The sequence below is a fragment of the Bradyrhizobium sp. HKCCYLS2038 genome (genome assembly GCF_051167655.1).
Taxonomy (GTDB): domain Bacteria; phylum Pseudomonadota; class Alphaproteobacteria; order Rhizobiales; family Xanthobacteraceae; genus Bradyrhizobium.
On record NZ_JBNPTM010000004.1, the window covers coordinates 514,849 to 540,823 of the forward strand.

Below are 25,975 nucleotides of genomic sequence, written 5' to 3' on the forward strand. Positions count from 1 at the left end.
CAATTCGCGGAGCTGAAGTCGACTGAATGCAGAAGAGCGACCCTAAAACATTCGCCGAGCATGTTGCAAATGGCCACGAGCTGCGCCAACGAGGCGACCACGCCGGTTCGCTCGCGGCGTTCTCGTCAGCTCGCGAAGTCCTTCCAAATCATCTCGGAATCTTGCTGGAAATCACCAAGACGCTCTGCAACATGCAGCGCTTCGAGGAGGCAGAAAAAATTGCGTGCGAAGCCACTGCGCTACATCCGAAAGCGGCTTCACCGCACATCGAACTCGCGCTGATCTACAGGAGGTCGAAGAAGCACGTCGCCGCCGTCGCCGCCCTCAAGGCAGCGACAGAAGCCGACCCCAGTCATTTGGGCGCCCAGCTTGAGCTGGCAAGGGAGCTTGAGCTCTCAGGCGAAATCATCGAATCTGAACGGTTACTAGAATCGGCGTGCAGCCGGTATTCGAGCAAACCAGAGCCGTACCTCGCTCTAGGCGGCCTCAAGCGTCGAAACGGCCCTCACTCAGCCGCACTCGCAGCGTTCGAAAATGCCTTTGCCGCGGATCCCAAACATCTCGGCGCAAACATAGAGCTGGCGACTGAGCTCCGCGATCTCGGAAGGTTCGAAGAAGCCGAGAAATTGCTCAGAGACTTCCTTGTTGGTCACCCGCACTCCGCGACGGCGTGGGTCTCTCTCGGACTGCTTGCCCGGCGTCGCGAAGCCTTCGATGTCGCCCTAGATGCATTCTCCGTTGCCGCATCCATTACGCCATTGAATGTGGCGACGCAGATAGAACGCGCCTCGGAACTGATGCGGTCTGGCCGGGGGATCGAAGCCCGTGATCTGCTCATCGCCGTCAGCACCTTTCACAGGACGAGCGCGGCTCCGCTCAAGGCCCTTGCAGACATCAGGCGACGTGAAGGCAACATTGTCGGCGCCATAGAGACTCTCAGACTTGCGGCTGCGCTCGAACCCAACGACATTCAGTTGAATATCTCCATGGCGAATTGCCTGAGTGAGCTGAGACGTCATTCGGAAGCGGATGCTATCCTCACGAACCTCCTGCAGAAAAACCCGGAAGACTGTTCAGTTCTAGCCGCCATCGGGCATCTCAGGCGCCGACAGGGCAGGCGGGACGAATCGCTGCAGCTCTTTCAAAAGTCGGCAGAACTTGAACAAAACAATCTTTACCTGAAGATCGAATACTCCAACGAACTGCGCGACTTCGGCCGCCTTTCCGAAGCAGCCAGTATACTGACCGATATCTCCCAGAAGCATCCCAGCGAAGCCCCCCCGTTGGTCGCGCTTGCTCAACTTGAGCGTCGACGAGGGAATGGGCAGCTGGCCTTGACGCTGCTCAAGACCGCAAGTGACCTCGCGCCGAAGAACAGGCAGATCAGGCTTGAGATCGTCGCGGAGAATCGTGAAATCGGAAATTTCTCCGAAGCTCAAGAATTGTTATCGCAGCTCCTAGGCGAGTTCCCGCTGCAAACGGACGTCGTGATGCAGCAGGTTCAGTTGCTGCGTCGCCAAGATCGGCGGAAGGAGTCGCTTGAACTGCTTCAACGCCTTCAGGAGGCGCGTCCGTCCGCCATCATTTTCCATGAGATGGCTATGGACAATATGGCGTTGGGAAACGCCGAACACGCACTTGCGCTGATCGATAAGGCAAAGGCTCTCGACCCTGAGCATCTGCCGACTCTGATTCAAGAAACGCAAATGGCCATGCAATCGGACGATTGGACCCGCGCTGAAGAGATCTGCCGGAAGTCGACCAGCTCATATCCTGGCGCTTCCGCCCCCCGGCTGCAAATGGCTCGAATCCAGTTCGAGCTCGGGTTTCGGGAGCACGCTTTTGCACTCCTCGATCTCGCTCGACGACAACTGGGACATCTTCCTGAGATCAACATTCGCGAGATAGAGCTGCTGCGCCTTTTGCGCGATTGGAACGGAATCAGACGCGTGGTCGAGCGAGAGAAATTGGCCGGGCGCGCAAATCTGCAACTCGTAATACAAAAAATCCAAGCCGATATCTCGACCGGTTACATTGATGAAGCCCGAGCAGCCATCCTTGCAGCCTCTCCAGAGCTTCTGACGGAGCAAGCAAAGCTGCTTCACTTTTTGGGGCTGACCTATGAAGTTGAGAAATCGTACGATGCAGCCAAACAACACTATTGTAACTGCATAGAGCTGAACAAAAGCGATCCATCGGTCAGATTTGATCTCGCGCGACTGAGCTTGCTTATGCTTGACGTTGCCACGTGTCAGGAACAGCTCACGGCCTTCACGGAGCTGACACGGTCGACGCGACTCCTTCGAGGCGAATCGAGCAAGAACTCGCAGAACTTCATCGGACAACTGCTCGACGAGTACCGACTCGACGAGATGGCATTGAACAAGCTGATCCGATACAAAGATCAAGCCCATGCTGGACACTTCGGCTGCTTGAAACGTGTCGTCGCCGACCACCCAGACTACACGCCGGCAGCGCTGGCTGCTCTTTGCGCTCTGACCGGCTCTGGCGTACTGGATGGTTCGTGTGATCCGGCTTTTGACGATCGCGAAAGCCGTCGAATTCCCAGGCGAATTGTCCAATATTGGGATGAAGATCCTCCCGAAGACGTCGTTGAACTGATGCAGACCTGGAGAAGCGTCAATCCCGACTATGCATGGCTGAGCTTCAGCGACGAAAGCGCGATGCGCTTTCTCGAGGAGAGCTACCCGGAGGAGGTGGCGCGGGCTTATGTTCTGGCGCACGAGCCGGCGCGGAAGGCTGACGTGTTCCGGCTTGCCTGGCTCGCCAAGGAGGGAGGGGTCTATGTCGATGCGGATGATGGCTGCAATACCGGGCTGGACGAAATGATCCCAAATGGGGCTGGCTTCGTTGGTTATCAGGAAGACTATGGATCTCTTGGAAACAACTTCATTGCAGCGGCTCCGGATCATCCCGTCATTCGTCGCGCCTTGAAATTGGCTGTTGATGCACTCAATCGGGGCGATCGCGACCTGGTCTGGCTCTCCACTGGGCCTGGGCTGTTATCGCGCGCGTTCGCGCAACATTGGGCGGACTCCGATGACGATTCCTGGCTGCGCGCCTGTCGCATCATGTCGCTGGGTGAAATGCAGCGTCACGTTCGGCTCCATTGTCACGTCCGCTATAAGTCGACGGAGAAGCACTGGAGCAAGACATCGTTTGCGCGGACACGGAAGACTGGCGCCCGGAAGCTTGCGGATCTCCAAGAGGGCACCAAGGCCTAGGAACGCCTGGCATCAGCGAGCATCGGCTCCTCTGATCCAGTCGCCGAGCTCCGTCTCGAGCGCGCTCTGCCAGGGCGGAGGCACGATGCCATAGGCCAGGGCCAGCCGTGACAGATTGAGCTGCGAATTCGCCGGACGCCGCGCCTTGGTCGGGAAATCCGCCGTGGTGATGGTCTCGACCGCTCTCGCCTTCACCGGCACGTCGCGCTGGCGCAGACCGTCCACGATGGCAGTCGCGAAGCCGTGCCAACTGGTGGCGCCCGAATTGGTGAGATGGACCAGGCCGTCCGCCTTCGCGAACGTGCCCGGGAGGTCGGCGGCACCTTGCGCCAGGATCGCCGCGATCACCTCGGCAATGCTGCGCGCCGAGGTCGGCGTGCCCTGCTGGTCGGCGACGACACGCAAGCTCTCGCGCTCGCGCGCCAGGCGGATCATGGTGCGCATGAAATTTGCACCTTCGGACGCGAACACCCAGGCCGTGCGCACCACGAGATGCGGCCCGCCGGCGCTGCGCACCGCCTCCTCGCCGGCAAGCTTGCTGCGGCCATAGGCCGACAGCGGGCCGACCGGATCGTCCTCGCGCCAGGGGCGCTCGCCGGAGCCGTCGAAAACATAATCGGTCGAAACGTGCAGCAGCGGCACGCGCCGCGCCGCCGCCCATTGCGCGATCACGCCCGGGGTGCGGCCGTTCACGGTCATCGCCAGCTCGACCTCGTCCTCGGCGCGGTCGACCGCGGTATAGGCGGCCGGGTTGAGAATGAGATCCGGGCCGATCGCATCGAGCGCGCCGGGCAGGCTGTCCGGCTGCGCCAGGTCGAACGCGGCGCGCGGCGGGCAGATCAGCTCATCGCCGCCGCCGGCCGAGAGCACCTCGCGCAACGCGCGACCGACCTGTCCGCTGGTTCCGGTGATCAGGATCCGCATCAGACCTGTCCGTACACGGGAAGATTCCGGGCATCCGCCAGCAGCGGCGCATCGGCGTCCTTTGGCGCCAATTTGGGATCGGCCACGCCCCAATCGATGCCGATGGCCGGATCGTTCCAGCGCACCGACATCTCGTCCTTGGGGCTGTAATAATCGTCGCATTTGTAAAAGAAGTCGGCGCTCTCCGAGAGCACGACGAAACCGTGGGCGAAGCCGCGGGGAACCCAGAGTTGGCGGCGGTTCTCCTCGGACAGCTCCACGGCGACGTGCTTGCCGAAATTCGGGCTGCCGACGCGAACGTCCACCGCCACGTCCAGCACCCGGCCGCGCATCGCGCTGACCAGCTTGCCCTGCGTGTTCGGGTTCTGCAGATGCAGCCCGCGCAGCACGCCGTGGGACGAGCGGGACATGTTGTCCTGCACGAAAGGCCCGGCAATGCCCTGTTCACGGTAACGGGCGGCCTGGAACGTCTCCAGGAAGAAGCCTCTGTGATCACCGAACAGTTTTGGTTCGAGAATGATAACTTCCGGCAGGTCGGTCTTGATGACGTTCATTGGCAACGCTTTGAAAAATAAGGGCCACACCAGTTTACCCTATTCCTATATCCAACTTGTGCATCGCAGACCATCTGTTAACCTAACATTTATTGTTCATTGTGAGGTCCCATGAAGGGCATCATTCTCGCCGGCGGCACGGGATCGCGCCTGTACCCGGTGACAACGGTTGTTTCCAAGCAATTGCTGCCGGTGTTCGACAAGCCGATGATCTATTATCCGCTGTCGACGCTGATGCTGGCCGGCATCCGCGACATCCTGATCATCTCGACCCCCCTGGACAAGCCGCTGTTCCAGCGCCTGCTCGGCGACGGCAGCGAGATCGGCCTGCGCTTCCAATATGCCACCCAAGAGACCCCGCGCGGGCTCGCCGACGCCTTCATCGTCGGCCGCCAGTTCATCGGCAACGATTCCGTCGCCCTGATTCTCGGCGACAACATCTTCTACGGCCACGGCCTGCCGAGCATGCTGTCGAGCGCCTCGTTCCGCAAGAAGGGCGCGACCGTGTTCGGCTATGTCGTCAACGAGCCGCAGGCCTATGGCGTGGTCGAGCTCGACGGCAGCGGCAAGGCGCTCTCGATCGAGGAGAAGCCGAAGCAGCCGAAGTCCAACGTCGCGGTCACCGGCCTGTATTTCTACGACAACGACGTCGTCAGCATCGCCGCCGACGTCAGGCCGTCGGCGCGCGGCGAGATCGAGATCACCGACGTCAACAACGCCTATCTGAGGCGCGGCGACCTCTATGTCGAGGTGCTCGGCCGCGGCTTCGCCTGGCTCGACACCGGCACCCATGCCTCGCTCGTCGAGGCCAGCCATTTCGTGCAGATCCTCGAGCAGCGCCAGGGCCTACGCATCGCCTGCCCCGAGGAGATCGCGCTGCGCCAGGGCTACATCTCGCTGGAGCAGTTCGACACAGTCGCCGCCCGCACGGCCAAGAGCAGCTACGGCGAATATCTGCAGTCCGTCTCCCGCTCCTTCCACCGCTGACGCCTGGAGGCATCGATGCGTTTCAAGGGCTCGACCATCTTCGTCACCGGCGGCGCCGGCTTCATCGGCTCGGCCGTGGTGCGGCACCTGCTGCGCGACACCCATGCCCGCGTGGTCAATCTCGACAAGCTGACCTACGCCGCCAATCTCGACTCGCTGCCCGGCGCAGTCGGCAACCCGCATTACGCCTTCGAGCAGGTCGACATCTGCGACGCCACGGCGTTGCGCCGGCTGTTCGAGCGATACCAGCCCGACGCGGTGATGAACCTCGCCGCCGAGAGCCATGTCGACCGCTCGATCGACGGCCCCGGCGAGTTCATCCAGACCAACATCGTCGGCACCTTCACGCTGCTGCAGGAGACGCTGCGCCATTTCCGCACGCTGTCGCCGGAGCAGCGCGCCGGCTTCCGCTTCCTGCACATTTCCACCGACGAGGTGTTCGGCACGCTCGGCGACACCGGCCTGTTCACGGAGACCACGGCCTACGCCCCCAACTCGCCCTATTCGGCCAGCAAGGCCTCGTCCGACCACCTGGTGCGGGCCTGGCGCGAGACCTACGAGCTGCCGACCATGATCACCAACTGCTCGAACAATTACGGGCCGTATCACTTCCCCGAGAAGCTGATCCCGCACATGATCATCAAGGGCCTCGGCTTCAAGAAGCTGCCGGTCTATGGCGACGGCCAGAACATCCGCGACTGGCTGTTCGTCGAGGACCACGCCAAGGCATTGACCCTGGTGCTGGAGCGCGGCGCGGTCGGCGAGACCTACAATGTCGGCGGCCGCAACGAGCGCACCAATCTGCACGTCGTCGAGACCATCTGCGACCTGCTCGACGAGGTCGCCCCGGCGCCGCAAGGCGCGCGCCGCCAGCTGATCAGCTTCGTCACCGACCGCCCCGGCCACGACCGCCGCTACGCGATCGACGCCGCCAAGCTGGAGCGCGAGCTCGGCTGGCATGCGCAGGAGACTTTCGAGACCGGCATCGCCAAGACCGTGCGCTGGTATGTCGAGGAGACGCCGTGGTGGCAGGCGATCATGAACGAAAGGTACCGAGCAGATCGGCTCGGCCTGCGCAATTACGAAAACCCGCATTCAGGAAAGAGGGCTGCGATTTGACTTCGGAACGCGACGAATATCGAGCCTAAGAGAAGGCAGACATTACGGTCAATGTAGCGATTATTGAATCAAGCACTCTCTTCTGAATCAAGGCAATCTTGCAATGGATAGTAAACACAGGTCGCATGGACTGCCTCTACACCTGCGCCGTCTCGAATCCGAATCGATTGAGATCATGCGGGATGTCGTTGCCGAATTCAAAAAGCCCGTGATGCTGTATTCGATCGGCAAAGACTCCAGCGTCATGCTTCACTTGGCGATAAAGGCATTCTACCCGGCCAAGCTTCCTTTTCCGCTACTTCACGTCGATACGACCTGGAAGTTTCGGGAGATGATTGCCTTTCGCGATCAGACCGCCCGACGTCTTGGGCTTGATTTGATGGTGCACATCAACAAAGAGGGGCTCGAACGAGGGATCAACCCGATTGATTCAGGGTCCGCCCTGCACACCCAGGTGATGAAGACTGACGCCTTGAAGCAGGCACTCGATCTTCACGGCTTTGATGCCGCGTTCGGCGGTGCACGTCGCGACGAGGAAAAGAGCCGTGCTAAGGAGCGAATATTTTCATTTCGTTCGCCTGGACATGTTTGGGATCCGAGGAACCAACGCCCCGAACTGTGGAACCTGTTCAACACGCGCATCCGACAGGGCGAAACGATGCGGGTATTTGCCATGTCGAACTGGACCGAGCTCGACGTCTGGGAATACATCATGATCGAGCGCATTCCGGTCGTTCCGCTTTATTTTGCAAAGCCTCGGCCCGTCGTGCGGAGGAACGGCACCTTCATCATGGTCGATGATGAGAGGCTTCCCTTGATGCAGGACGAGACACCCGAAATGCGTACAATCCGATTCCGGACGCTCGGATGCTATCCGCTGAGCGGAGCCATCGAGTCGGACGCCACGACTATTGCGGACATCGTCACGGAGATGCGGATAGCCAAGGTGTCCGAGCGCCAGGGACGGCTCATCGACAGTGATGAGGCGGCGTCGATGGAGAAGAAGAAGCGTGAAGGGTATTTCTGATGAACAGGCTTTCCGTGTTTGACGCTCAGCGGCTGGAGCCGGCAACGGAGCCCTCCGCCGCAGAGGCCGTGGCCGGGGGAGACGCGGCCGCCATGAAGGATCAGCTCCGGTTCATCACCTGCGGATCGGTGGACGACGGCAAGTCGACGCTGATCGGCCGGCTGCTGCACGACAGCCGGATGATCTACGAGGACCAGCTGCAGGCCCTGGCGCGAGACAGCGCCAAGCATGGCACCACCGGCAGCGACATCGACTTCGCGCTGCTGGTCGACGGCCTGGAGGCCGAGCGCGAACAGGGCATCACGATCGACGTCGCCTATCGCTTCTTCACCACCCCAAGGCGATCGTTCATGGTCGCCGATACGCCGGGTCACGAACAATATACCCGCAACATGGCGACCGGCGCCTCGAATGCGCAGCTTGCGATCATCCTGATCGACGCCCGCAAGGGCGTGCTGGTCCAGACCCGACGTCATTCGTTCATCTGTTCGTTGCTTGGCATCCGGGATGTGGTGCTGGCGGTCAACAAGATCGACCTCGTCGACTACAAAAAGGAGGTCTTCGACCGCATCGTCGGCGACTATGCCGCGTTCGCGGCCGGGCTGGGCTTCGCCTCCATGACGCCGATCCCGATATCCGCCCGGTTCGGCGACAATGTCATCGAACGCTCGGGCAACACGCCCTGGTATCACGGCCCCTGCCTGATCGACCACCTGGAGACGGTCGAGGTCGCCGGCCACGGCGCGAGCACGGCCTTCCGCTTTCCGGTGCAATGGGTCAACCGCCCCGATCTGGATTTCCGCGGCTATGCCGGCACGATCGCCTCGGGCGAGGTTTCGCCGGGTGACGCGGTGCTGGTGGCGGCGTCGGGCCGCACGTCCCGGGTCAGCCGCATCGTCACCTACGATGGCGACCTGCCGCGCGCCAGCGCCGGCGATGCCGTGACGCTGACGCTGACCGACGAGATCGACATCGGCCGCGGCGACATGCTGGTCAGCCCGGCCGAGCGGCCGGAGGTGGCCGACCAGTTCGCCGCGCATCTGATCTGGATGGACCAGGACGCGCTGGTGCCCGGCCGCGGCTATGTGCTGCGGATCGGCACCCAGTCGGTGAGCGGCAGCGTCACCGCGATCAAGCACCGGATCGACGTCAACACCCGGGACCACATGGCGGCCGCCACGCTGAACCTCAACGAGATCGGCTTCTGCAACATCTCGACGGCGCTGCCGATTGCCTTCGACGCCTACGACGCCAACCGGCGGACCGGCGCCTTCATCGTCATCGATCGCTATACCAATCGCACGGTCGGCGCCGGCATGATCGACTTCGCGCTCCGCCGCGCCACCAACATCGCCTGGCAGCCGCTGACGATCGGGCGGAGCGGACGCGCGGCGCTCAAGCATCAGCAGCCGTGCATCGTCTGGTTCACCGGCCTGTCCGGCGCCGGCAAATCGACGATCGCCAACATCGTCGACCAGAAGCTGTTCGCGCTGAGCCGCCACACCATGCTGCTCGACGGCGACAACGTCCGCCATGGCCTCAATCGCGACCTCGGCTTCACCGAGGCCGACCGCGTCGAGAACATCCGCCGCGCCGGCGAGGTCGCCCGGCTGATGCTGGATGCCGGGCTGATCGTGATCTGCTCCTTCATCTCGCCCTACAAGTCCGAACGCGACATGGTGCGCAGCCTGGTCGGCCCCGACGAGTTCATCGAGGTGTTCGTCGACACGCCGATTGCCGAATGCGAGCGGCGCGATCCGAAGGGCCTGTATTCCAAGGCCAAGGCCGGCAAGATCAGGAACTTCACCGGCATCGATGCGCCCTACGAGGCGCCGGCCGCGCCCGAGGTGCATCTGCGCACCATGGGCGAGCCGCCGGAGCGTCTCGCCGACGCTGTCATCGCGGCGCTGATCGACCGCGGCATCATCGCGCGGAGCTGATCAGCGGCGCGCTCGGATCAGCCGCTCTCTGCCCGCGCATCCGCGTCGACACGTGCGGCCGCGCGCTCGCGGCGCAGATCGCGTCCGAGGCATGAGGCTCGTCCGCCCTCCGCTATCGGAGGGCGCAGGGAAGACCGGGCGCTGGCCGCGCCCATGGCCCCCGTGCGAACAAGAATGCACGGGGCAGGAACCACAGGTTTGGCCGAACACACCCGGCCTTCCCTGCACGATGGTTTACGGCTTGCTCCGTGCTCTCCTTGGTGCACCGGGCTTGTTGGCCACCATGTCACGCACGACGCACAGGGCATCGGCGCAAGGACACCAGCGTCGGGGTGTCGGGACCACACGGCTTCGCCGTCCGCGCCACGACCGATCGTCCATCGGCCGCAGCGGCGTCCACCGCATCCCGCGCTCAACGTCCGTGACGACGCGTCCGCCCCTCCCGAGGAGCGCAAGACCGGCACAGGACAACACGGATTCCGATAACACGAAAGCGAAATATTTTTCGCAGCAGATCTGGACAGCGATCATGCGCTTGATCGCGCGGACGAAATTCGCCGCCTCGCGCATCGCCCCGGCGGCGCCCCCGCGCGGGGTCGACGTCCTGCGCTCGCCCGCCGAGCGCCCGACGGGCAAATCAGGCACACGCCGCAGCCGGCCCAGTCTAAGCAGTCACCGCCCGCTACTTCGCCGCGATCCGTCGCAGCCAAATGGAGCTGCCCGGATTTGGAAAGAATTGCGGGCATGTATCATGAACTACAGATCGAAACACACGCGCAAACAGACTGTTGTAGAAAACAATCTTGAAAAAGGGATTGAACATCAGAAAGGCTCGCAAGGCGTACGCTTCGTTCCAGGAATAGTTTCTCTCGAAAATGAACGGCTTGGGATACTCAAATGGATACCTGCAATCATGAAAGTGGATCAAGACACCAGGCTTGATGGCAGGCAATATCTCGAAAAGCTCGTAGTGAACGTCGCTTCCTGTTTTGAGCACGTGTGTCGAGTCAATGAAGAGGATGTCATTTTCTTCCAAAGCTTGGAACACCGAGACAGGCACGTCCTGCACGATCTTCTCGATCAAATTGACCCTTCGCATGTCGCCCCCCAAAGCACTTTCAAGGGCCTTGGGATATGGCTCGATGCAGGTAAACTCTGTCGCGACTCCGAATTGATCGATTGCGTCGAGCGCGCAAGCCGTAGAGCCTCCAGATCCAACCTCAATGATCCGCTTAGGTCTGAACGCGCCTATCATCGCACGGAGAGTTCGACCGTCGCTACCTGGATAAGCCAACGGTGATGCGAAGTAGCGTTCGCCGCTACTTGGCTCATATCGGAATGATGACAGGTTCTGGTTCCAGAACCGATACATCTCGTCCAAAGGAAACTCGATCCCGGCAATTTCCGATGGATCGATGTTGTCGTACCTAGCGACGTAGTCCTTTACTGTTTCAGGATCTACAACCGGAGAAAAGAAATGGCCGGGCGGGAACGTCATCTTTAGAGTCATAACAAATCCCCTTGCGCATTTCTGATCTGACCACCTAGCTCCAGCAGCTTGGCACCAAAAGCTTCTTGCGCGCTCAATAATTATCGCACGGTTTGAGGGCGATCCGCCTCTTAGCCGAGCACTGTAATAACGCACATACCATTCATTTATGTTACAAAATCTGAAAGGCGAGGACAAGTCTCCTCCGAGTCGAACTACACTTCAGACTTGTCCCCGCTGGCGAATGAGTAGACACGCTGCCCAAGGACGCCCGATCAAATCATCAGCCGGACACCGACCACGACGAGAATCACGGCGAGCGCCGTTCGCACCGCTGCGTCGGGCACCCGCCCGACCAACGTGCTGCCGAGCGCGATGCCGGGCAGCGATCCCATCAGCAGCGGGCTGAGCAGGCCCCAATCCACCGACCCGAGATACCAATGGCCGGCGCCGGCGATCAACGTCAGCGGCACCGCATGGGCGATGTCCGAGCCCACGATGCGCGACGCCGGCAACGCCGGATAGAGAAAGATCAGCACGGTGACGCCGATGGCGCCGGCGCCGACCGAGGTGGTGGTGACCAGCACGCCCATGGCGAACCCGAGCAGCACCGTCAGTCCTTCCACCTTGGCCGGTCCGAGCGCCGCGATCCGCTTGGCATAGCTCGCGCGCAGGCTGCGGGCGAACAGCAGGAACGAGGCGGTCAGCAGCAGCACCACGCCGAGCGCGATCGTCACCAGCTCACGCGCCGCGCCGCCGGAAAGGTCCAGATGCGCCAGCAGCACCAGCGTCGCCGCCGTCGCGGGAACGCTGCCGGCCGCCAGCAGCCCGACGATGCGCCAATCGATGTTGCGGGACAGGCCATGCAGCAGCGTCCCGACCGTCTTGGTCGACGCCGCGAACAGCAGATCGGTTCCCACCGCGGTAGCCGGATGCACACCAAACAGCAGCACCAGCAGCGGCGTCATCAACGACCCGCCGCCGACCCCGGTCAGGCCGACGAGAACGCCGACGAAGAAGCCGGAGAGGATGTAGAGACTCGTCGTCATCAATGCCGCAAAAGCTCGTGCGCTCTAAGCGCTGTACATCTTGCTAAAAGCATCTCATATCATCACAAAATTAACACTCAAGCAATTCGCGGAGACGGGCAGCCTGCCAAGATCAGCCATACGGACAGAGCAAGGTCATTCTTACTTCGCTCGTCCAGAGCACAAGCAAATCAACCTACCTTCAAAATGGAAAGTCATATACATGCCTCCTATTGGACGAGTGGAAGTGTTGTCGCAAGAATTCGCACTCGGCTGGGCCGAAGATGACAACAATGCCCCGGCGCACATCAGGGCCTTCCTAAATGGCCAGATCGTCGGCTCCACGACCTCAACGATACGGCGGAAGGATCTGGAGGACATCGCGGCGAAAGGTGGCGCCAGGGCGCGAAGCTTCACGCTACTTTACGACCGCCCGCTCGACGACAGGGACGTCGCAAGCGTAGAAATCTATCATGGGTCCAGTCAAACCCCCATGGCAAAGATACAAAAGTTAAGGATCGACCGCCACCCACGCCTTCGTATCTTTATTTTGGGTTCTCCTCGATCAGGCACATCCGAGCTCGGCGACACCCTTGCGAGACAGCTCGAACTGCCATGGCTCGGCGAAGGCCATGCCGCCCCGCTGTTCGCGGCGGCTGCAAATTCATTCACAGGCGATATCGACTCTCCGAACGGATTGGTACGATTCCTGGCCCAGCAGAATTTCCGCCAAATAGCCATCGATGCAGCTCGCACTGCCTATTACTCGGTTCACGCATCTGCGTCTTTCCTCGACAAGACGCCCGGCCACCCCATGATCAGCGCTACCCCGTTCCTTCTCGAATGTTTTCCGGATGCCAAGTTCATATTCTTGTATCGGAATGGGATCTCCAACGTTCTCTCGCGGATGGCCAAGTTTGGCGGGAATTTTGAGACCCATTGCACCGATTGGGCTACCGCCATGACCGAATGGCTGCGAGTGAAGCAACTACTGCCGCATTACCTTGAACTTCGCCAAGAGGATATGCTTTTGGAGCCACACGATGTCGCCATGCGAGCAGCGCAGTATTTGGGTTACGCAGACAAAGCAGACGGCATTGCAAGATCGCTGGGTGCCGGAAGCCGCGAGCGCACTGGCGCTGGCATTGGTAGAGACACTCTATCGCAAACAGAATGGTCTGCCGCTCAGGTGAGTTTCTTCAAGCGTGTCTGCGGACCAATGATGGAACACTTTTCCTATCAGCTAAGCTAGCGCCGATCAGCGATGAAGCAGGTAGCTACGGACAATTCCCGTCATTGATGATGGATTATCCTCAGGCAATGCGTACTCGGGATAATTTAGCCAGCTCTGGAAAATCACTTCATCAGGCCTGACGCCAAGTTCGATCTCAACCTCCGCTTCGTGCTTGGCGAGACCGGCGGCGACCGCTTCGGAGGATGATGCCAGGGGATCCCCGTGGTAAATCACTCCAACTCTAACCCCGAAGCGCCGGGCGTCGCGAACTAAGTCGAGCAAGGGCTCTTTCCAATTTAGAGCCCACCTCACATCGAGATGAATAAAAGAGATCGGAACTCCCGCCTGACGCTTGAATGCTTCCAGCCAGACCGGGAGCTCCCCCCAGTTCGGATACTCTGGATGTTTTGCGAGTGGCTCAATATCTCCAACTATGACATTGGGGTAGAACTTACGTATCTCTGTGATTGTAGCCGCCGCGTCAGCGGCAACATCTTCGACCGGCCTGTTGCAGTAGAACTTCTTCTTGTACACATGGCCATCAACGAGCGGCCCAACCATGGCGATATAGTTCAGATCGCCACCCAGCCTCTTCAGGCGCGCGATAAGCGGCACCATCCAACGTTTACGCTTCGTTCCCGGCTCGCACCAAGCGGTGTCCGCGAGGACTGGCATTTCGATTGAGAGGGATATCCCCTTAGATCTAAGATAGGAGATAAGGCTTCTAATTTCATCATCCGATCCACGCCGAAGCAAGTCGAGATAAATCTGAAATACCGAAATCTTTGATGCAACCGATTGCCAGGGAGCCGAGTCTGAGAAGAGATCGAAGTAGTCGGGAACACCTTTCCCGGCTGGCCTATCGTTAGGGTGGATCGGCGCAAACCAAACATCTACACGACGAACTTCCGCAACAGCAACGCGGGTAGAGCATCCTATTGCGAAGAACAACGCACAGACAAGAGCGACACCAATGGAGCAATTTTTGGCTAAATCTAATAGGCGCAAGAAGGCACGCCACGGCGCCGTTACACGAATGAGCTTCTCGCGTTTATTCATTGCCCGATCACTTCGCTCGTACTTACGTAGACACGGCTGTTAAAAATAGGCAGCAAACGCCTCTTTAGCCATCTCTGGCGAGATCTTTACGTGCTGCAAATACCTCTGCCCTTCCACGGGATAGATGAACTTTTCGGGATTGATCTGGCTGGTGAAAAACGGATTCTCGTACCGACGACCCATGATACCAAACATCATCTGGAGGATTCCGCCGACATATATTGCCTTGCGCCCCATCTGTTCCGCGATGAAATCGCCTAGTGGCATGGCATACGAGCCGCAGCACAGCAGAGCGATATCGAACCGGATGTCGCGGATTTCGCTCTTCATGGCCTCAACGGTCTCAAACCAATTCTTATGCGGGTAAAATTCCTTCGGAAGCCCAGAATACGTAATTGGCGTATTGTACAGTTTCAGTTCGAAAGAGGGGTAGGCGTAGTTCCGAAAGAACTCCGACCGATTATGGAAATTCTGGGCAATACTTTCGGAAAATGGAGAGACTACAAGGACACTTTTGGACTCGAGCACTCCGGCGAACACGTGCATTAGTGTATGATCATGCAAGGTTAGCTTCTCTACAAATGGAAATGGATAACAGCGGAAGTCTGGACTTACGTCATTGATCTCCTCCACCAGAGCCTCAAACCCGGCCTTGCCCTCGACGTTCTCTACGTAGGCATCGGGATTGATGTTTGAACGAAAATACATCGAAAGCAACTGATGATTGCAGAAGAAAGCGTGCTTCAGTTTGCGATAAGACTCGAGCAGAGAATTTATGTAGTTCCAGAATGTCTCCCCTCGATTATCTAGATCGTAATAGCCGTTATATCGCTCAACGATGAGACGATGCCTGTAAATCTTACCCCACAAATCCCCCTGCCCTGCTCGCTTTGCCTCGAGAAGCGCAGCGACCGCATTGGTATCACTCCCTCCGACTCTTCCCAGAAAGAGTGGCTGATCATCTTGAAGAATGCTCTCGATCGAGAGAGCACACTCTTTCCAATCGGTGACAACTCGCATCAGGCGCCTCTTGCGAATTCTTCTTTGCGATCTAGATCTCGTAGCCAAACTCTAGCATCATCGAGCCACACATCGATTTGAATTTCTCTTGGTCTGCTGCAGACCAGGAGGTATCGGCGAGCCGCAGCTTGGAAGAGCCATCGTAAGTCGATGATCGTTCAACACGGTGAGTAAGAAAGTATTGAGAGAGACGATCTGCCCGGCTCTCGAAACCCAAGTGCGACGCAACCTTGTTGGCAACCTCTACGGAGTTGTTAAGCAAATCGAATTGATCAACCTCGAGCAGATTCTGGCAGCCCTGGCGCGCATGAAGTAAGCCCTGCATAGCGCTAAGCCAGCTCTGGCATGCTTCCTCGAAAGTGGATTTGAACTTCTTCTGGTGCGACACGATCACCTCGATGCCGTTTCGCTTCGTCGCAATCAATCGAGAGCCGGGGAAGATGCTCTCGATCAAGGGAAGCCCGAATACCGCCTCCCCAGTCGGCGTTTTGTCTACCCATCGTCCCTGCGGAAATTGGGCTGCGTAGAAATGGCGTATGTAGGCGAATACGTGCTGCTCCAGCTCGATACGATCGAGCCGTTTGAGCATGATGGGGTCTGGCGATCCTTCGAGTGAATTTACATAGGCTCGGAGGTGATGAACCATGCGCTGAAAGGCTGGCATCACGTGACTTTCTCCGAAACCAGGCAATCCGAAAACGTCTTTCAGTGCAAAAAGCAAGATCGACGTTCCAGACCTTGGTGCTCCCACTATGAAGACTTTTGGTCCTTGTCTTAAGCGCCAATTTTCGTCTGTCATCCTACTCTCGTGAAAGACAAGTTTTCCGAAGCACCATGCACAGCGCCGGCAGATTGATCCTGCGACAACGATCTATCTCGCGATCTCTCCTGCGGACGTCCTCGACTTCGACGAGAATACTTTGGTGACGGTCTTCGGCTTCGGCGTCACAGATGGCGCAGCCGCCAGCCTCTTCGCCCCGAACTCCTCCCACACACTGACATGCGCATCCAGCATTTCGAGCTCGGTCCAGGGCAGCTCGATGCTGCCGTTGACCTGCTTCCACTGCCGCTCGTCGCCGACCAGCTTGGCCATCAGGTCGGCCAGTGCGCGGGCGTCGCGCGCCGGGAAGGTGAAGCCGTTGATGCCGGGAATGACGCGCTCCTTCAGCCCCGCGATCGCCGAGGCGATGACGGGACGGCCGAACATCCAGGCTTCCGACACTACCAGGCCGAAGATCTCCCACCAGGTGGAGGGCACGATCACCCAGTCGACCGAGGTCATGCGCTGCGGCAGCTGGTCGCGTCCATAGGCGCCGTTCTCCCGCACGGTGACCGGCGCCTGCAGCTTGCGCAGCTCCTCGGCCTGCTGCGCGATCTTCTCCATGTACGGGCCGGTGGCGTAGTGCTTGTTGCCGCCATTGATCTCGACGACGATGCCGGACTGCGGAACGCGCTGCTCGCGCGACAGGATCAGCAGCGCCTCGAAGATGACGTCGATGCCCTTGTTGTCGATGAACTGGCCGAAGAAACCGAAACGGTTGACCTGGCGGGAATGCTGGGTGCGGTCGGCGTCGCGGCCGAGATGCGCCTGGCCGTTGGGGATCACGACGCAGCGCTCCTGCGGCAGGCCCCAATCGACGTAGCGCTCGGCGATGAACTCGGACGGGAAGATGAAGACGTCGCATTCGTCGAGCGCGGCCTGCAGACGCGAGCGGCGCAGCGTGATGAACTCCGGCCGCAGGTCGGGGAAGCACTTGTTGCAGGCGATCGGCGAGGCGGCGTGGCAGAGATCGCGCGAGCCCTTCTTCACCATCTGGCCGTCGGCGAGGCAGATGCCCATCATCTCGTGGAAGGTGAAGCAGATCAGCGCGTCCGGCGCGGCCAGCCGCGCGGCGCGGATCGATTCGACGCCGACGCGATGATAGTGATGGAAATGCACGACATCGGGCTTCAGCCGCTCGACTAGCTCGCGGAAGAACTGGATCGAGCGCCAGTCGCCGACCGACAGATGCACGAAGTCGTAGAACTGCGGGAAATAGAAATATTGCCGCTCCTCGCCCTGCACCGGGACGATCGGCGCACCGGGCTTGCCGTAGGTCTGGTCGTGATCGGCTTCGAGCGCGGCAATGAAATAGGCGTCGTGCCCCTGCTTCAGGCTGGCCTGAAACATCTCGTAGGCGACCTGCTGGGCGCCGCCCGGCGCGACCGAGGGATGCAGATAGCTGACATAGACAATTCTCATCGCAACAGCCCCGCGCCCGCAATCACGCCGATGCCGCCAGCGGCGCGGACGCCGGCTGGCCGCCGAGATAGGCGCCATGCGCCGCTGTGAAGAAGTACCGGTTCGACATCGACGCGCCGCGATACTCCTCGCCGCGCGCCCGCGAGCCCTGGCCTTCGAGATGGACGAGGCGGATCCGGGGATGGATGCAGACCTGTCCGACATTGGCGGTCCAGCGCAGTGACAGATCGGCGTCCTCGTAATGGCCGTAGATGTAGCGGGTCGAGAACCCGCCCAGCTTCTCGAAGCCGGCGCGCTCGAACACCATGACGGCGCCGGTGATCGCCGGCACGACCCGCGGCTTCTGCCAATCCGCCTCGACGAACGGAACGCCCTTGTCGAAATGCTCGACCCGCACCAGCTGGCCGTAGGGCGCGATGAGCGCGTTGTCGTTGCGATTGAGCGAGTTGCGCCGCACGAAGGCGTCGTTTTCCATGTACATGCCGGAATGCATGAGATTGTGGTCGTCGTAGAACAGCAGGCCGCCCCACATCGTGGAGCCGAGGTCATCGGCCGCGATCACCTCCTGCATCTGCCGGGCATAGGCCGTGATCGGATAGACGTCCGGGTTCATGATGAAGATGCGGTCGCTCGCGGCATGCTCGATCGCGACGTTGTTGGCGGCGCCGAAGCCGGCGTTGTCGCCGAGCACGACGACGGTGATCATCACGTCGTAGAGGTCCGACATCAGCCGCGCATAGCGCAGCACCTCGTCGGCATCTTCAGGCGAATTGCAGACATAGATCCATTCGCCGAAGTCGATCCCGGCGGCCCGGAACAGCATCGGCTGCAGCTTGATCGGCTCGGTGGAGCCGAACAGCACAGTGATGAAGCTGCAGGTCACCGGCCGCGGCCGGAAGCGCTGGATGTAGGGCGCCGAGATCGCCGCGGCGACATGGGTGCGGAACAGGTGAATCAGGGTGCGGCCGGAGGCGCCGCAGAGAAAGTCGTAGATCGAGGCCTGCTTGCCGGCATGCGCCTCGCAGGTCGCGATCATCTGCAGCATCGTGTCCATGACGCGCTTGTCGGACACGATCTCGGGCGTGATCTTGGCCTGGAACGTGCCCGCGAGCGAGGCGGCCTGAAACAGCACCGACTGCTTCAGCAGCGACTTCGACGGCACCTGACCGAACGCCACGAAGCCGAAATCATAGGCGCCGCCGCGCACGTGCTCCTCGACGTCCTTGCGGGCGTGGCGGAACACTGCCGTCGACGGCAGCTCGATGTTGAACTCGCCGCCGATCAGCTTCATGCGCGGCCGGTCGCAGCCTTCGTCGGCGAGCCAGCCGAGGATCATGAAGAAGCCGGTGTCGGAGACGAGAAAGCGCTCGACCGCGCAGGCGAGGTTGACGCTTTCCCGGCGGATCAGGGTGTACTTGTTTTCATCGATGCCGACGCGCAGGAAGTGATCGAAGGCGGTGTCCGCCTCGCCGGCCCGCAGCGCGGCCTCGGCCTGCGGACTGAGCTCGAGATAGCGCCGCTCATCGAAGCGAGGAACGGCGACTGACAACAGGGGCGCATCGGCCATCGGCAATCCTACTCGTTAGCGCGGAGGAGCCGGGAAGGCCAGCTGGCGGTAGCCGATCTTGACGAAGTTCTCGACCACCTTGCGGGCGTCGATGTCATGCGCGGCGCCATTGGCCGAGCCGTTGGCGGCGCCGTTCATGTAGCGGCCCGCATACCATTTGGGATCGACGCCGGGATCCGACGGCAGACGGCCCTCGGCATAGCCGAAATTCTCGAAGTGCTCCGCCGCACTGCGGATCTTGCCTTCGAGGATGGCCTGCGCGATGTCGGGATATGTTTCGAGATACCATTCACTGTCGACGACGGGCCGGTAGCCGAGCCGGCCTTCGAAATACCCGACCGCGCGGAAATGCGCCCAGCCCGACGCCAGCGCGCCCTGCGCCACCGCAGCCTGCACGTCCGGATACGTCGCGAGATACCATTCCTCGTCGAAATCCCAGAACGAGATGTAGAGATCGAGAAGCCGGTTGAGCACCGCGCGGGGAATCGTGACCTCGTCCTCGTTCGACTTCAGTCGCTCGGCGAGATCGCCAAACGCAATCTTTGGATGCGGAATCGTCACCATCTCAGTCCAACCTCTTCTTCAAATCAACAATGGCCTCGAAACAGACGACCACGCCGCTCACCTCAGCAGTCCCTAACGAAGCAACTCTCGGACCACTGTTATGTTATCGGTCGCGGGCCAAACTTCGAAACACTTTGATCGTTTTATTCCATCAAATTGACTTTTAAATCTACCAACCGGCAACACTCATAACAAATCAGCACAATCGCATTTCGACAAGGTCCTTGACGAGCCGATCCGAGCTAGTCGGACGCAGCAGCAGCGACGGGATCGAGGAAGATCTGCTCAGCCGTCGGTCCAGGACCGCAACCGCTCGCGGGCGCGCTCGGAACCTGCTTCGGCGGCGATTTCGCACCAGCGTTTCGCCAGCGCGGGATCACGGGTGACGCCCTGGCCGGTGCGATAGATCTCGGACAACGCCAGTTGCGCCTCCGGCATGCCGCGCTCCGCTGCGGCCGCGAACCAAGTCATCGCCTTCTCGGGATCGCGCGTGCAGCCCTGCCCCTTCGACGTCATCACCGCCAGATTGTATTGCGCGAAGCTATGGCCGCCCTGCGCGGCCGCCTCGTACCAGGCGACGCCCTTTTCGAGGTTCTGCGGCACGCCATTGCCGGTGCAGTAGAGCACGGCGAGATCGAACTGCGCGCCGGAATGGCCGGCCTGCGCCGCCTTCTCGAGCCAGCCCACGCCGACAACTGGATTGGGGATGGCAATCTTGGAATCGAGATAGAGGCGCGCGAGCACGAACATCGCATCCGCCAACCCCGCTTCGGCGGCGCGGGTGTACCAGATGATCGCATCAGTCACCCACGGCACGCCGCCGAACCGTCCCTCGCGGAGATAGCCGAGTTGCAACGCCGCCGGCGCGTGGCCGCCATTGGCGGCCTCTTCCAGCAGCCGGGTCGCGCGCGCGACCGTCAGGCTCGCTCTGTCCGACTGCAGCAGGAACAGCGCCAGCGCCACCTTGGCGTCGGGATCGCCGCTGTCGGCGGCCTTGACCAGCCAGCGTTCCGCACGCGCCTGATCGCGGTCGACGCCGGCACCGGACGCGTAGAGACGGCCGAGCTGGATCTCGGCGGCCCGCAGGCCGGCTTCCGAGGCCTTTTCGAACCAGCCGATCGCCTTGTCGACGTCGCGATCGACGCCGGTGCCGTTGAGATGGAAGATGCCGATGTTGAAGGCCGCGGTGCCGTGGCCGCCCTCGGCCGCCTTGAGAAACCATCGCGCAGCCGCGCGCTGGCTGGGCGGCACGCCGGTGCCCGACGCATAGAAGCGCCCGACCAGGAACTGCGCCTGGACGTCGCCACGCTCGGCCGCCAGCTCGTACCAGCGCACGGCCTCGCGCATGTCGGGCTCACCACCGAGGCCTTTGGAATAGAACTCGGCCAGCGCCTGGATCGCCGGCAGATAGTCCTTGCGCGCGGCCTTGCGCAGCGCCGTCTCGGCGCGATCGACCGATTTCGCGACGCCTTGGCCATTCAGATACAGCAGGCCGATGTTGTAGTTCGCCAGCACGTCGTCGTGCTGGGCCGCTTCGGCGAACAGCCGGGCGGCCTCGGCCTTGTCTTCGGCGACCCCGGTGCCCTTGAGATAGCTGAACGCGAGCGCGACCTTGGCACGGACGTGACCGCTGTCGGCGGCCTTGCGGTACCATGCCGCCGCGGTCTCGTAGTCGACATCGACGCCGAGGCCTTGAAAGTAGATGTCGCCAATCGCAAAGGCACCAGCGGGGGAGCCTTGCTCTGCCGCTTTGGCGTACCATTCGCGCGCCATGTCGAGACTGATCGAACAACCACACCAGCCATAGCGGTAGATGTCGCCCATCCGAACCTGTGCCGCAGCGTGCCCTCCCTCCGCGGCACACATGGACCACCGGAGAGACTCATCCGCGTTCTTGGGGACAGAAAATCCAGTTGGGAAGAGCAGCGCGTCTGTATTGAAACCCTGACCTAGTCTGGCAGAGGCTTTGCGACGCCAATTTTCCGGCCCGTCGTGCCAAAGCGGAGCAGCGACCCCATCCTGCAACAATTGCGCTAGTTGCAACTGAGCTTCCAAATGACCGCTCTCTGCGGCCCGCCGGTACCAAAACGCAGCATCAGCATAGGATTTCCTGACGCCTTCGTCTTTGACATAGGCCTGAGCAACTCTGAACGCCGCCTCTGCAGAGCCGGCTTCTGCGACCTTTCTCCAGATCCGCACTGCGCCGACATAATCTCCCTCCGTGTGGCGGGCGATTCCGGCCTCCAGGGATGACGGTTGCGGAATCAGATTCGTCAGCGCACGTCTGATACGAGCCATGGATCTCAACTTGTCCTTACGGCTCCCGCATCGCCTGGCCGAGACCATGCAGCATGCCACCAACGACATACATTGCCACCGAACGTGTGCCGACATGAACATCGCCGGTCAGCGTCATGCCCGGGATCAAGCGGAAGTTGGCCGGCACATCGTGGAATTTGGCCGCGTCCACCGAGCAGCGCGCCTTGTAGAACGCGTCGACCGGCTTGCCGTCGTCATCGAGCGTGAACGCGCCTTCGCTGACCCAGCGGATCTTGCCCTGCGCCGTGCCATGCTCCGCATAGTTGAAGGCATCGACCTTCAGGGTGCAAGGATCGCCGGGGCGGATGAAGCCGATGTCGCGCGAGGCGATCTTGATCTCGGCCTCGAGCCGGGCGCTGACCGGCATCAGGGTGATGAACGGATCGCCGGGCTTCAGCACCGAGCCGACCGACAGTTTTGCCAGCGTCAGCACCACCGACGGCTCCGCCGCGGTCAGCCGCACCAGGTCCTGGTGCCGCATCGCCTTGTCATACGCCGCCTTGGCGGTGTCGAGCGCGTTCTGCGTCGTCACCAGGTCCTGGCTCAGCTGCGCATTCCACTGCTCGATGAACGCCTTGCGGTCGGCCCTCAGCGATTCGAGCTGATGCCTGGCCTCGACCAGGCTGTTGTGCGTGTTGTCCATCTGGCGCAGGATTTCAAGCCGGGAGTCCTGCGAGATGTACAGATTGAGCTTGGAGCCGCTGCCGCTATCGGCGAGCGTCGAGCGCATGGTCTCGATCTTCTGCAGCACGTCATCGCGCTGCGCGTAGCGCTCGTCGTCCTTCTGCAGCTTGGCGATGGTCGCCGCGGTCTGCCCGATCTTGGAATCGAAGCTCGCGATCTGCGCCTCGTACTGCGCGCGGCGCTGCTGATACAGCGCCTTCTGCAGGGCGGCGTAGCTGGCGAATTCGGCGTCGTTGTCCTGCGGGAACACCAGCGCGGTGTTGCCGAGCTCTGCCTTGTCGCGCAGCACCTGCGCGGTCAGGCTCGCCACCTGCGCCCGGTATTGCGCGACGTCGGCCTGCGTGAAGGTCGGATCCAGCGTCGCGAGCAGCTGCCCGCTCGCGACCTGCTCGCCCTCGCGCACGTCGATGCTCTTGATGATGGAGGCGTCGAGCGCCTGCAGCACGTTGATCGCATCCAGCGGCACGATCTTGCCGCCGACGCTGGACACGACGCGGTCGAGCCGCATCAGGCACATGATTGCGATCAGCGTCAGGATGAAGGCGACGAGCACGTACAGCGTGGCCCGCGCCGCCAGCGGCTCGGGCGCCTCGCGGATGGCGTCGGTTTCGGACTGGAACTGGCGGACTGTCGCGACGGCGGCGGGACTACGAGACAAGAGTCGGCCCTCCATAGCCCGGACGGCCGCGCCGCGGCGCCGCGAGCGCGTGGCTGTTCTGCTGATGCCACAGGCTGGAGTAAATCTCGTTGCGCTCCAGCAACTCGTCATGGCGGCCGATGTCGTCGATCGCGCCGCGATTCAGCACCAGAATCGCGTCGCAATCGACCAGCGACGACAGCCGGTGCGAGATGATGATCATCGTCCGGCCATGACCGATCCGGGCGATGTTGGCGTTGACGATCGCCTCGCTGTCGGCGTCGAGCGCCGAGGTCGCCTCGTCCAGGATCAGGATCGGCGGATCGACCAGCAACGCCCGCGCGATCGCCAGCCGCTGCCGCTGGCCGCCGGACAGGTTCGGCGAGCCTTCGAAGATGTAGGTCTCGTAGCCGCGCGGCAGCTTGTCGATGAACTCCTCCGCGCCGGCGAGCCGGGCCGCGCGCACGATCTCGTCGAACGTCGCATCGGGCTTGGCCGCCGAGATGTTCTCGCGGATGGTGCCGGAGAACAGGAAGTTCTCCTGCAGCACGACGCCGACATTGCGCCGGAGATGGTCGACGTCGTACTCGCGCACGTCGACGCCGTCGATCTTGATCAGCCCGCCATATTCGGAATGCAGCCGCTGCAGCAGCCGGGTGATCGTCGTCTTGCCGGAGCCGCTCTTGCCCATGACGCCGAGCGTGCCGCCGACCGGAATCTCGAACGACAGATCGTTGAGCGCCGGCGACACGGCGCCCTTGTACTTGAACGTGACGCCGGAGAATTCGATGTGCCCCTTCAACGGCGCGCGCACGCCGTGGCCCGAGCGCCCCTCCTCGGCCGGCTGGTTGACCAGGTTGCCGACGATGCCGACCGCCGAGCGCGCTTCGTCATACTGGTTGATCAGTTGCGCCATCTGCATCAGCGGGGCCGAGACGCGCTGCGCCAGCAGCAGGAATGCGAACAGCGCGCCGACGAAAACCGGATCGTCGGTCGTGATCGCGAGATAGACCCCGAGAGCGTAAGGCGCCGTGACCGCGAGCCGTTCCAGCGGACGAACCACGGCCTGGATGATCGTACCGGCCATGCCCTCCGCCACGCGCGCCTTCGCCACGCGCGCGACGTGGACATCCCACATGTGCTTCTGGCGCGCATCGAGCGCCAGCGACTTGACGGTCCGGATGCCGTTGAGCGTCTGCACCATGAAGGCACCGAGCACGCCTTCCGCGGCCAGCACCGCATGCGAGTGCTTGCGATACACCGGCAGCATCGCCACCAGCCAGACCGCGATCAGCGCCACGAACGCCAGCACGGCAAAGGTCATGATCGGACTGAAGAAGAACATGACCGGCAGGAAGAAGATCAGCGTCGTCGAATCCAGGATCGTGCCGAACAGCTGCCCCATCAGAAAAGTCCTGATCCGGAAGATCTCGCGCATGTCGCGCGCGACCATGCCGACCTGGTTGCGCTCGAAAAAGTCGATCGGAAGGTTGAGGACCTTATCGAACATGTAGGTCGACAGCTTGACGTCCAATCGCGCGGTCAACTGATGCACCAGGAACTGACGCAGGAACGCGAACGCCGACTCGAACGCGATCAGCACGAACATCGCGACGCAAAGCACGGTGAATGTGCTGAAGGCCTTGTAGTAGAGCACCTTTTCCGACAGCAGCCGATAGAACATGATCGGCGCGAGGCCCATCATGCCCAGCACGAGCGCGGCGATCGCGACGTCACGGACGATCCGCCGCTCCCGGAAGATCAGCGCCGTGATCAAGCCCAGGCTGAACGGCTGGGTCTCGTCCGAGATCTCGTAGTCGCGCTTCACCAGGACGACGTCGCCGGTCCAGACGTCCTCGAGGCGGAGGCGGTCGATCACCAGGAGCGTGTCGTCGTCGACATTGGGATCGCGCAGCACGACGCGGGGGTTGTTCTCGTCGCCATCCAGGCGGAGCAGCACCATGCTGCTACCGTCCTTGAGGCGGACGATCGCCGGCAGCGCCTTCTTGAGGTGGCTGAGGCCGTCCCAGTCCAGCTTCACGGCCTTCGCCGTCATGCCGGAGTTGTTGGCAGACTTGAGGATCTCCGCAGTCGTGACCTCCGCACCCGACAGCACGTTGTCGTGGATCAGCTGCGACACCGTGAGATGCAGGCCATGCTGGCGCGCCACGATGACGAGCGCGGCGAGTCCGGTCGGCGCCGCGCCGTCCAGGCCCGCATCGAAGTTCGAAGGAGAGAACGGCGCCGGCTGCGGCATGGTGGCGGAAGACGAGGACATCGCTGCGATGCTCCTGAGCAATATGCCGTTCGCAGCATGAGGTCCGCTGCGCCAAACG

At 61.4% G+C, this 25,975-nt stretch carries 19 protein-coding genes; 6 read left to right on the forward strand and 13 right to left on the reverse strand.

Translation table 11 applies throughout. The features are described 5' to 3' along the window. The first annotated feature begins 26 nt into the window (after positions 1–26). The gene (locus ACQR1I_RS20305; RefSeq protein ID WP_434866320.1) at positions 27–3,245 is read left to right on the forward strand and encodes a tetratricopeptide repeat protein; all 3,219 of its coding nucleotides are present in this window, start codon (positions 27–29) and stop codon (positions 3,243–3,245) included. Between the two features lie 12 nt (positions 3,246–3,257). Here the strand turns inward: ACQR1I_RS20305 and rfbD are convergent, their stop codons facing one another. Together rfbD and rfbC are read right to left on the reverse strand one after the other, a co-directional pair. Further along, entirely contained in the window at positions 3,258–4,169 is a 912-nt protein-coding gene (rfbD, locus tag ACQR1I_RS20310; protein ID WP_434866321.1) for a dTDP-4-dehydrorhamnose reductase, read from the reverse strand. Next, positions 4,169–4,723: a dTDP-4-dehydrorhamnose 3,5-epimerase gene (gene rfbC / locus ACQR1I_RS20315; RefSeq protein ID WP_434866322.1), complete on the reverse strand. Its 555-nt coding sequence runs from the start codon at positions 4,721–4,723 to the stop codon at positions 4,169–4,171. Before rfbC ends, rfbD begins: the two co-directional genes overlap by 1 nt. 111 nt (positions 4,724–4,834) lie before the next feature. Here rfbC and rfbA point away from each other — a divergent pair, with 111 nt between their 5' ends. The 4 genes from rfbA (at position 4,835) to cysN (ending at position 9,796) form a co-directional block, all read left to right on the forward strand. After that, entirely contained in the window at positions 4,835–5,710 is an 876-nt protein-coding gene (gene rfbA, locus ACQR1I_RS20320) for a glucose-1-phosphate thymidylyltransferase RfbA (protein WP_434866323.1), read from the forward strand. A 15-nt stretch (positions 5,711–5,725) separates the two neighbouring features. After that, positions 5,726–6,829 carry a dTDP-glucose 4,6-dehydratase gene (gene rfbB, locus ACQR1I_RS20325; RefSeq protein ID WP_434866324.1) on the forward strand — a complete coding sequence of 368 codons (1,104 nt, stop codon included), beginning with the start codon at positions 5,726–5,728 and terminating at the stop codon, positions 6,827–6,829. Positions 6,830–6,932: 103 nt separating this feature from the next. Further along, positions 6,933–7,856 (forward strand): sulfate adenylyltransferase subunit CysD, encoded by a 924-nt coding sequence (cysD, locus tag ACQR1I_RS20330; RefSeq protein WP_434866325.1) that lies wholly within the window; start codon positions 6,933–6,935, stop codon positions 7,854–7,856. A gap of 92 nt (positions 7,857–7,948) precedes the next feature. After that, positions 7,949–9,796, forward strand: coding sequence for a sulfate adenylyltransferase subunit CysN (gene cysN, locus ACQR1I_RS20335; RefSeq protein ID WP_434866326.1), 1,848 nt, complete (start codon positions 7,949–7,951; stop codon positions 9,794–9,796). 682 nt (positions 9,797–10,478) lie between these two features. Here cysN and ACQR1I_RS20340 read toward each other — a convergent pair. Both ACQR1I_RS20340 and ACQR1I_RS20345 read right to left on the reverse strand, forming a co-directional pair. Further along, the gene (locus tag ACQR1I_RS20340) at positions 10,479–11,294 is read right to left on the reverse strand and encodes a class I SAM-dependent methyltransferase (RefSeq protein WP_434866327.1); all 816 of its coding nucleotides are present in this window, start codon (positions 11,292–11,294) and stop codon (positions 10,479–10,481) included. 266 nt (positions 11,295–11,560) lie between these two features. Beyond that, on the reverse strand, positions 11,561–12,334 hold the full coding sequence (locus tag ACQR1I_RS20345) for a sulfite exporter TauE/SafE family protein (protein WP_434866328.1): 774 nt from the start codon (positions 12,332–12,334) through the stop codon (positions 11,561–11,563). A gap of 229 nt (positions 12,335–12,563) precedes the next feature. Between ACQR1I_RS20345 and ACQR1I_RS20350 the strand changes: the two genes are divergently transcribed. Continuing rightward, positions 12,564–13,565 (forward strand): sulfotransferase family protein, encoded by a 1,002-nt coding sequence (locus tag ACQR1I_RS20350; protein ID WP_434866329.1) that lies wholly within the window; start codon positions 12,564–12,566, stop codon positions 13,563–13,565. A 6-nt stretch (positions 13,566–13,571) separates the two neighbouring features. On the opposite strand, the gene ACQR1I_RS20355 is transcribed toward ACQR1I_RS20350, so the two are convergent. From ACQR1I_RS20355 to ACQR1I_RS20395, 9 genes are all read right to left on the reverse strand, one after another. Further along, the gene (locus ACQR1I_RS20355; protein WP_434866330.1) at positions 13,572–14,606 is read right to left on the reverse strand and encodes a hypothetical protein; all 1,035 of its coding nucleotides are present in this window, start codon (positions 14,604–14,606) and stop codon (positions 13,572–13,574) included. Between the two features lie 39 nt (positions 14,607–14,645). Beyond that, positions 14,646–15,626, reverse strand: coding sequence for a hypothetical protein (locus ACQR1I_RS20360; protein WP_434866331.1), 981 nt, complete (start codon positions 15,624–15,626; stop codon positions 14,646–14,648). A gap of 31 nt (positions 15,627–15,657) precedes the next feature. Next, positions 15,658–16,425 carry a sulfotransferase family protein gene (locus ACQR1I_RS20365; protein WP_434866332.1) on the reverse strand — a complete coding sequence of 256 codons (768 nt, stop codon included), beginning with the start codon at positions 16,423–16,425 and terminating at the stop codon, positions 15,658–15,660. A 72-nt stretch (positions 16,426–16,497) separates the two neighbouring features. Then, positions 16,498–17,868 (reverse strand): glycosyltransferase, encoded by a 1,371-nt coding sequence (locus tag ACQR1I_RS20370; RefSeq protein WP_434866333.1) that lies wholly within the window; start codon positions 17,866–17,868, stop codon positions 16,498–16,500. 22 nt (positions 17,869–17,890) lie between these two features. Further along, positions 17,891–19,435 (reverse strand): galactosyltransferase-related protein, encoded by a 1,545-nt coding sequence (locus ACQR1I_RS20375; RefSeq protein WP_434866334.1) that lies wholly within the window; start codon positions 19,433–19,435, stop codon positions 17,891–17,893. A gap of 15 nt (positions 19,436–19,450) precedes the next feature. Then, positions 19,451–19,999, reverse strand: coding sequence for a hypothetical protein (locus ACQR1I_RS20380; protein WP_434866335.1), 549 nt, complete (start codon positions 19,997–19,999; stop codon positions 19,451–19,453). A gap of 285 nt (positions 20,000–20,284) precedes the next feature. Then, on the reverse strand, positions 20,285–22,399 hold the full coding sequence (locus ACQR1I_RS20385; protein ID WP_434888826.1) for an SEL1-like repeat protein: 2,115 nt from the start codon (positions 22,397–22,399) through the stop codon (positions 20,285–20,287). Then, positions 22,314–23,660: an HlyD family type I secretion periplasmic adaptor subunit gene (locus ACQR1I_RS20390; protein WP_434866336.1), complete on the reverse strand. Its 1,347-nt coding sequence runs from the start codon at positions 23,658–23,660 to the stop codon at positions 22,314–22,316. The genes ACQR1I_RS20385 and ACQR1I_RS20390 overlap by 86 nt, the downstream gene beginning before the upstream one ends. Beyond that, on the reverse strand, positions 23,650–25,917 hold the full coding sequence (locus ACQR1I_RS20395; protein ID WP_434866337.1) for a peptidase domain-containing ABC transporter: 2,268 nt from the start codon (positions 25,915–25,917) through the stop codon (positions 23,650–23,652). The genes ACQR1I_RS20390 and ACQR1I_RS20395 overlap by 11 nt, the downstream gene beginning before the upstream one ends. Positions 25,918–25,975: the final 58 nt, after the last annotated feature.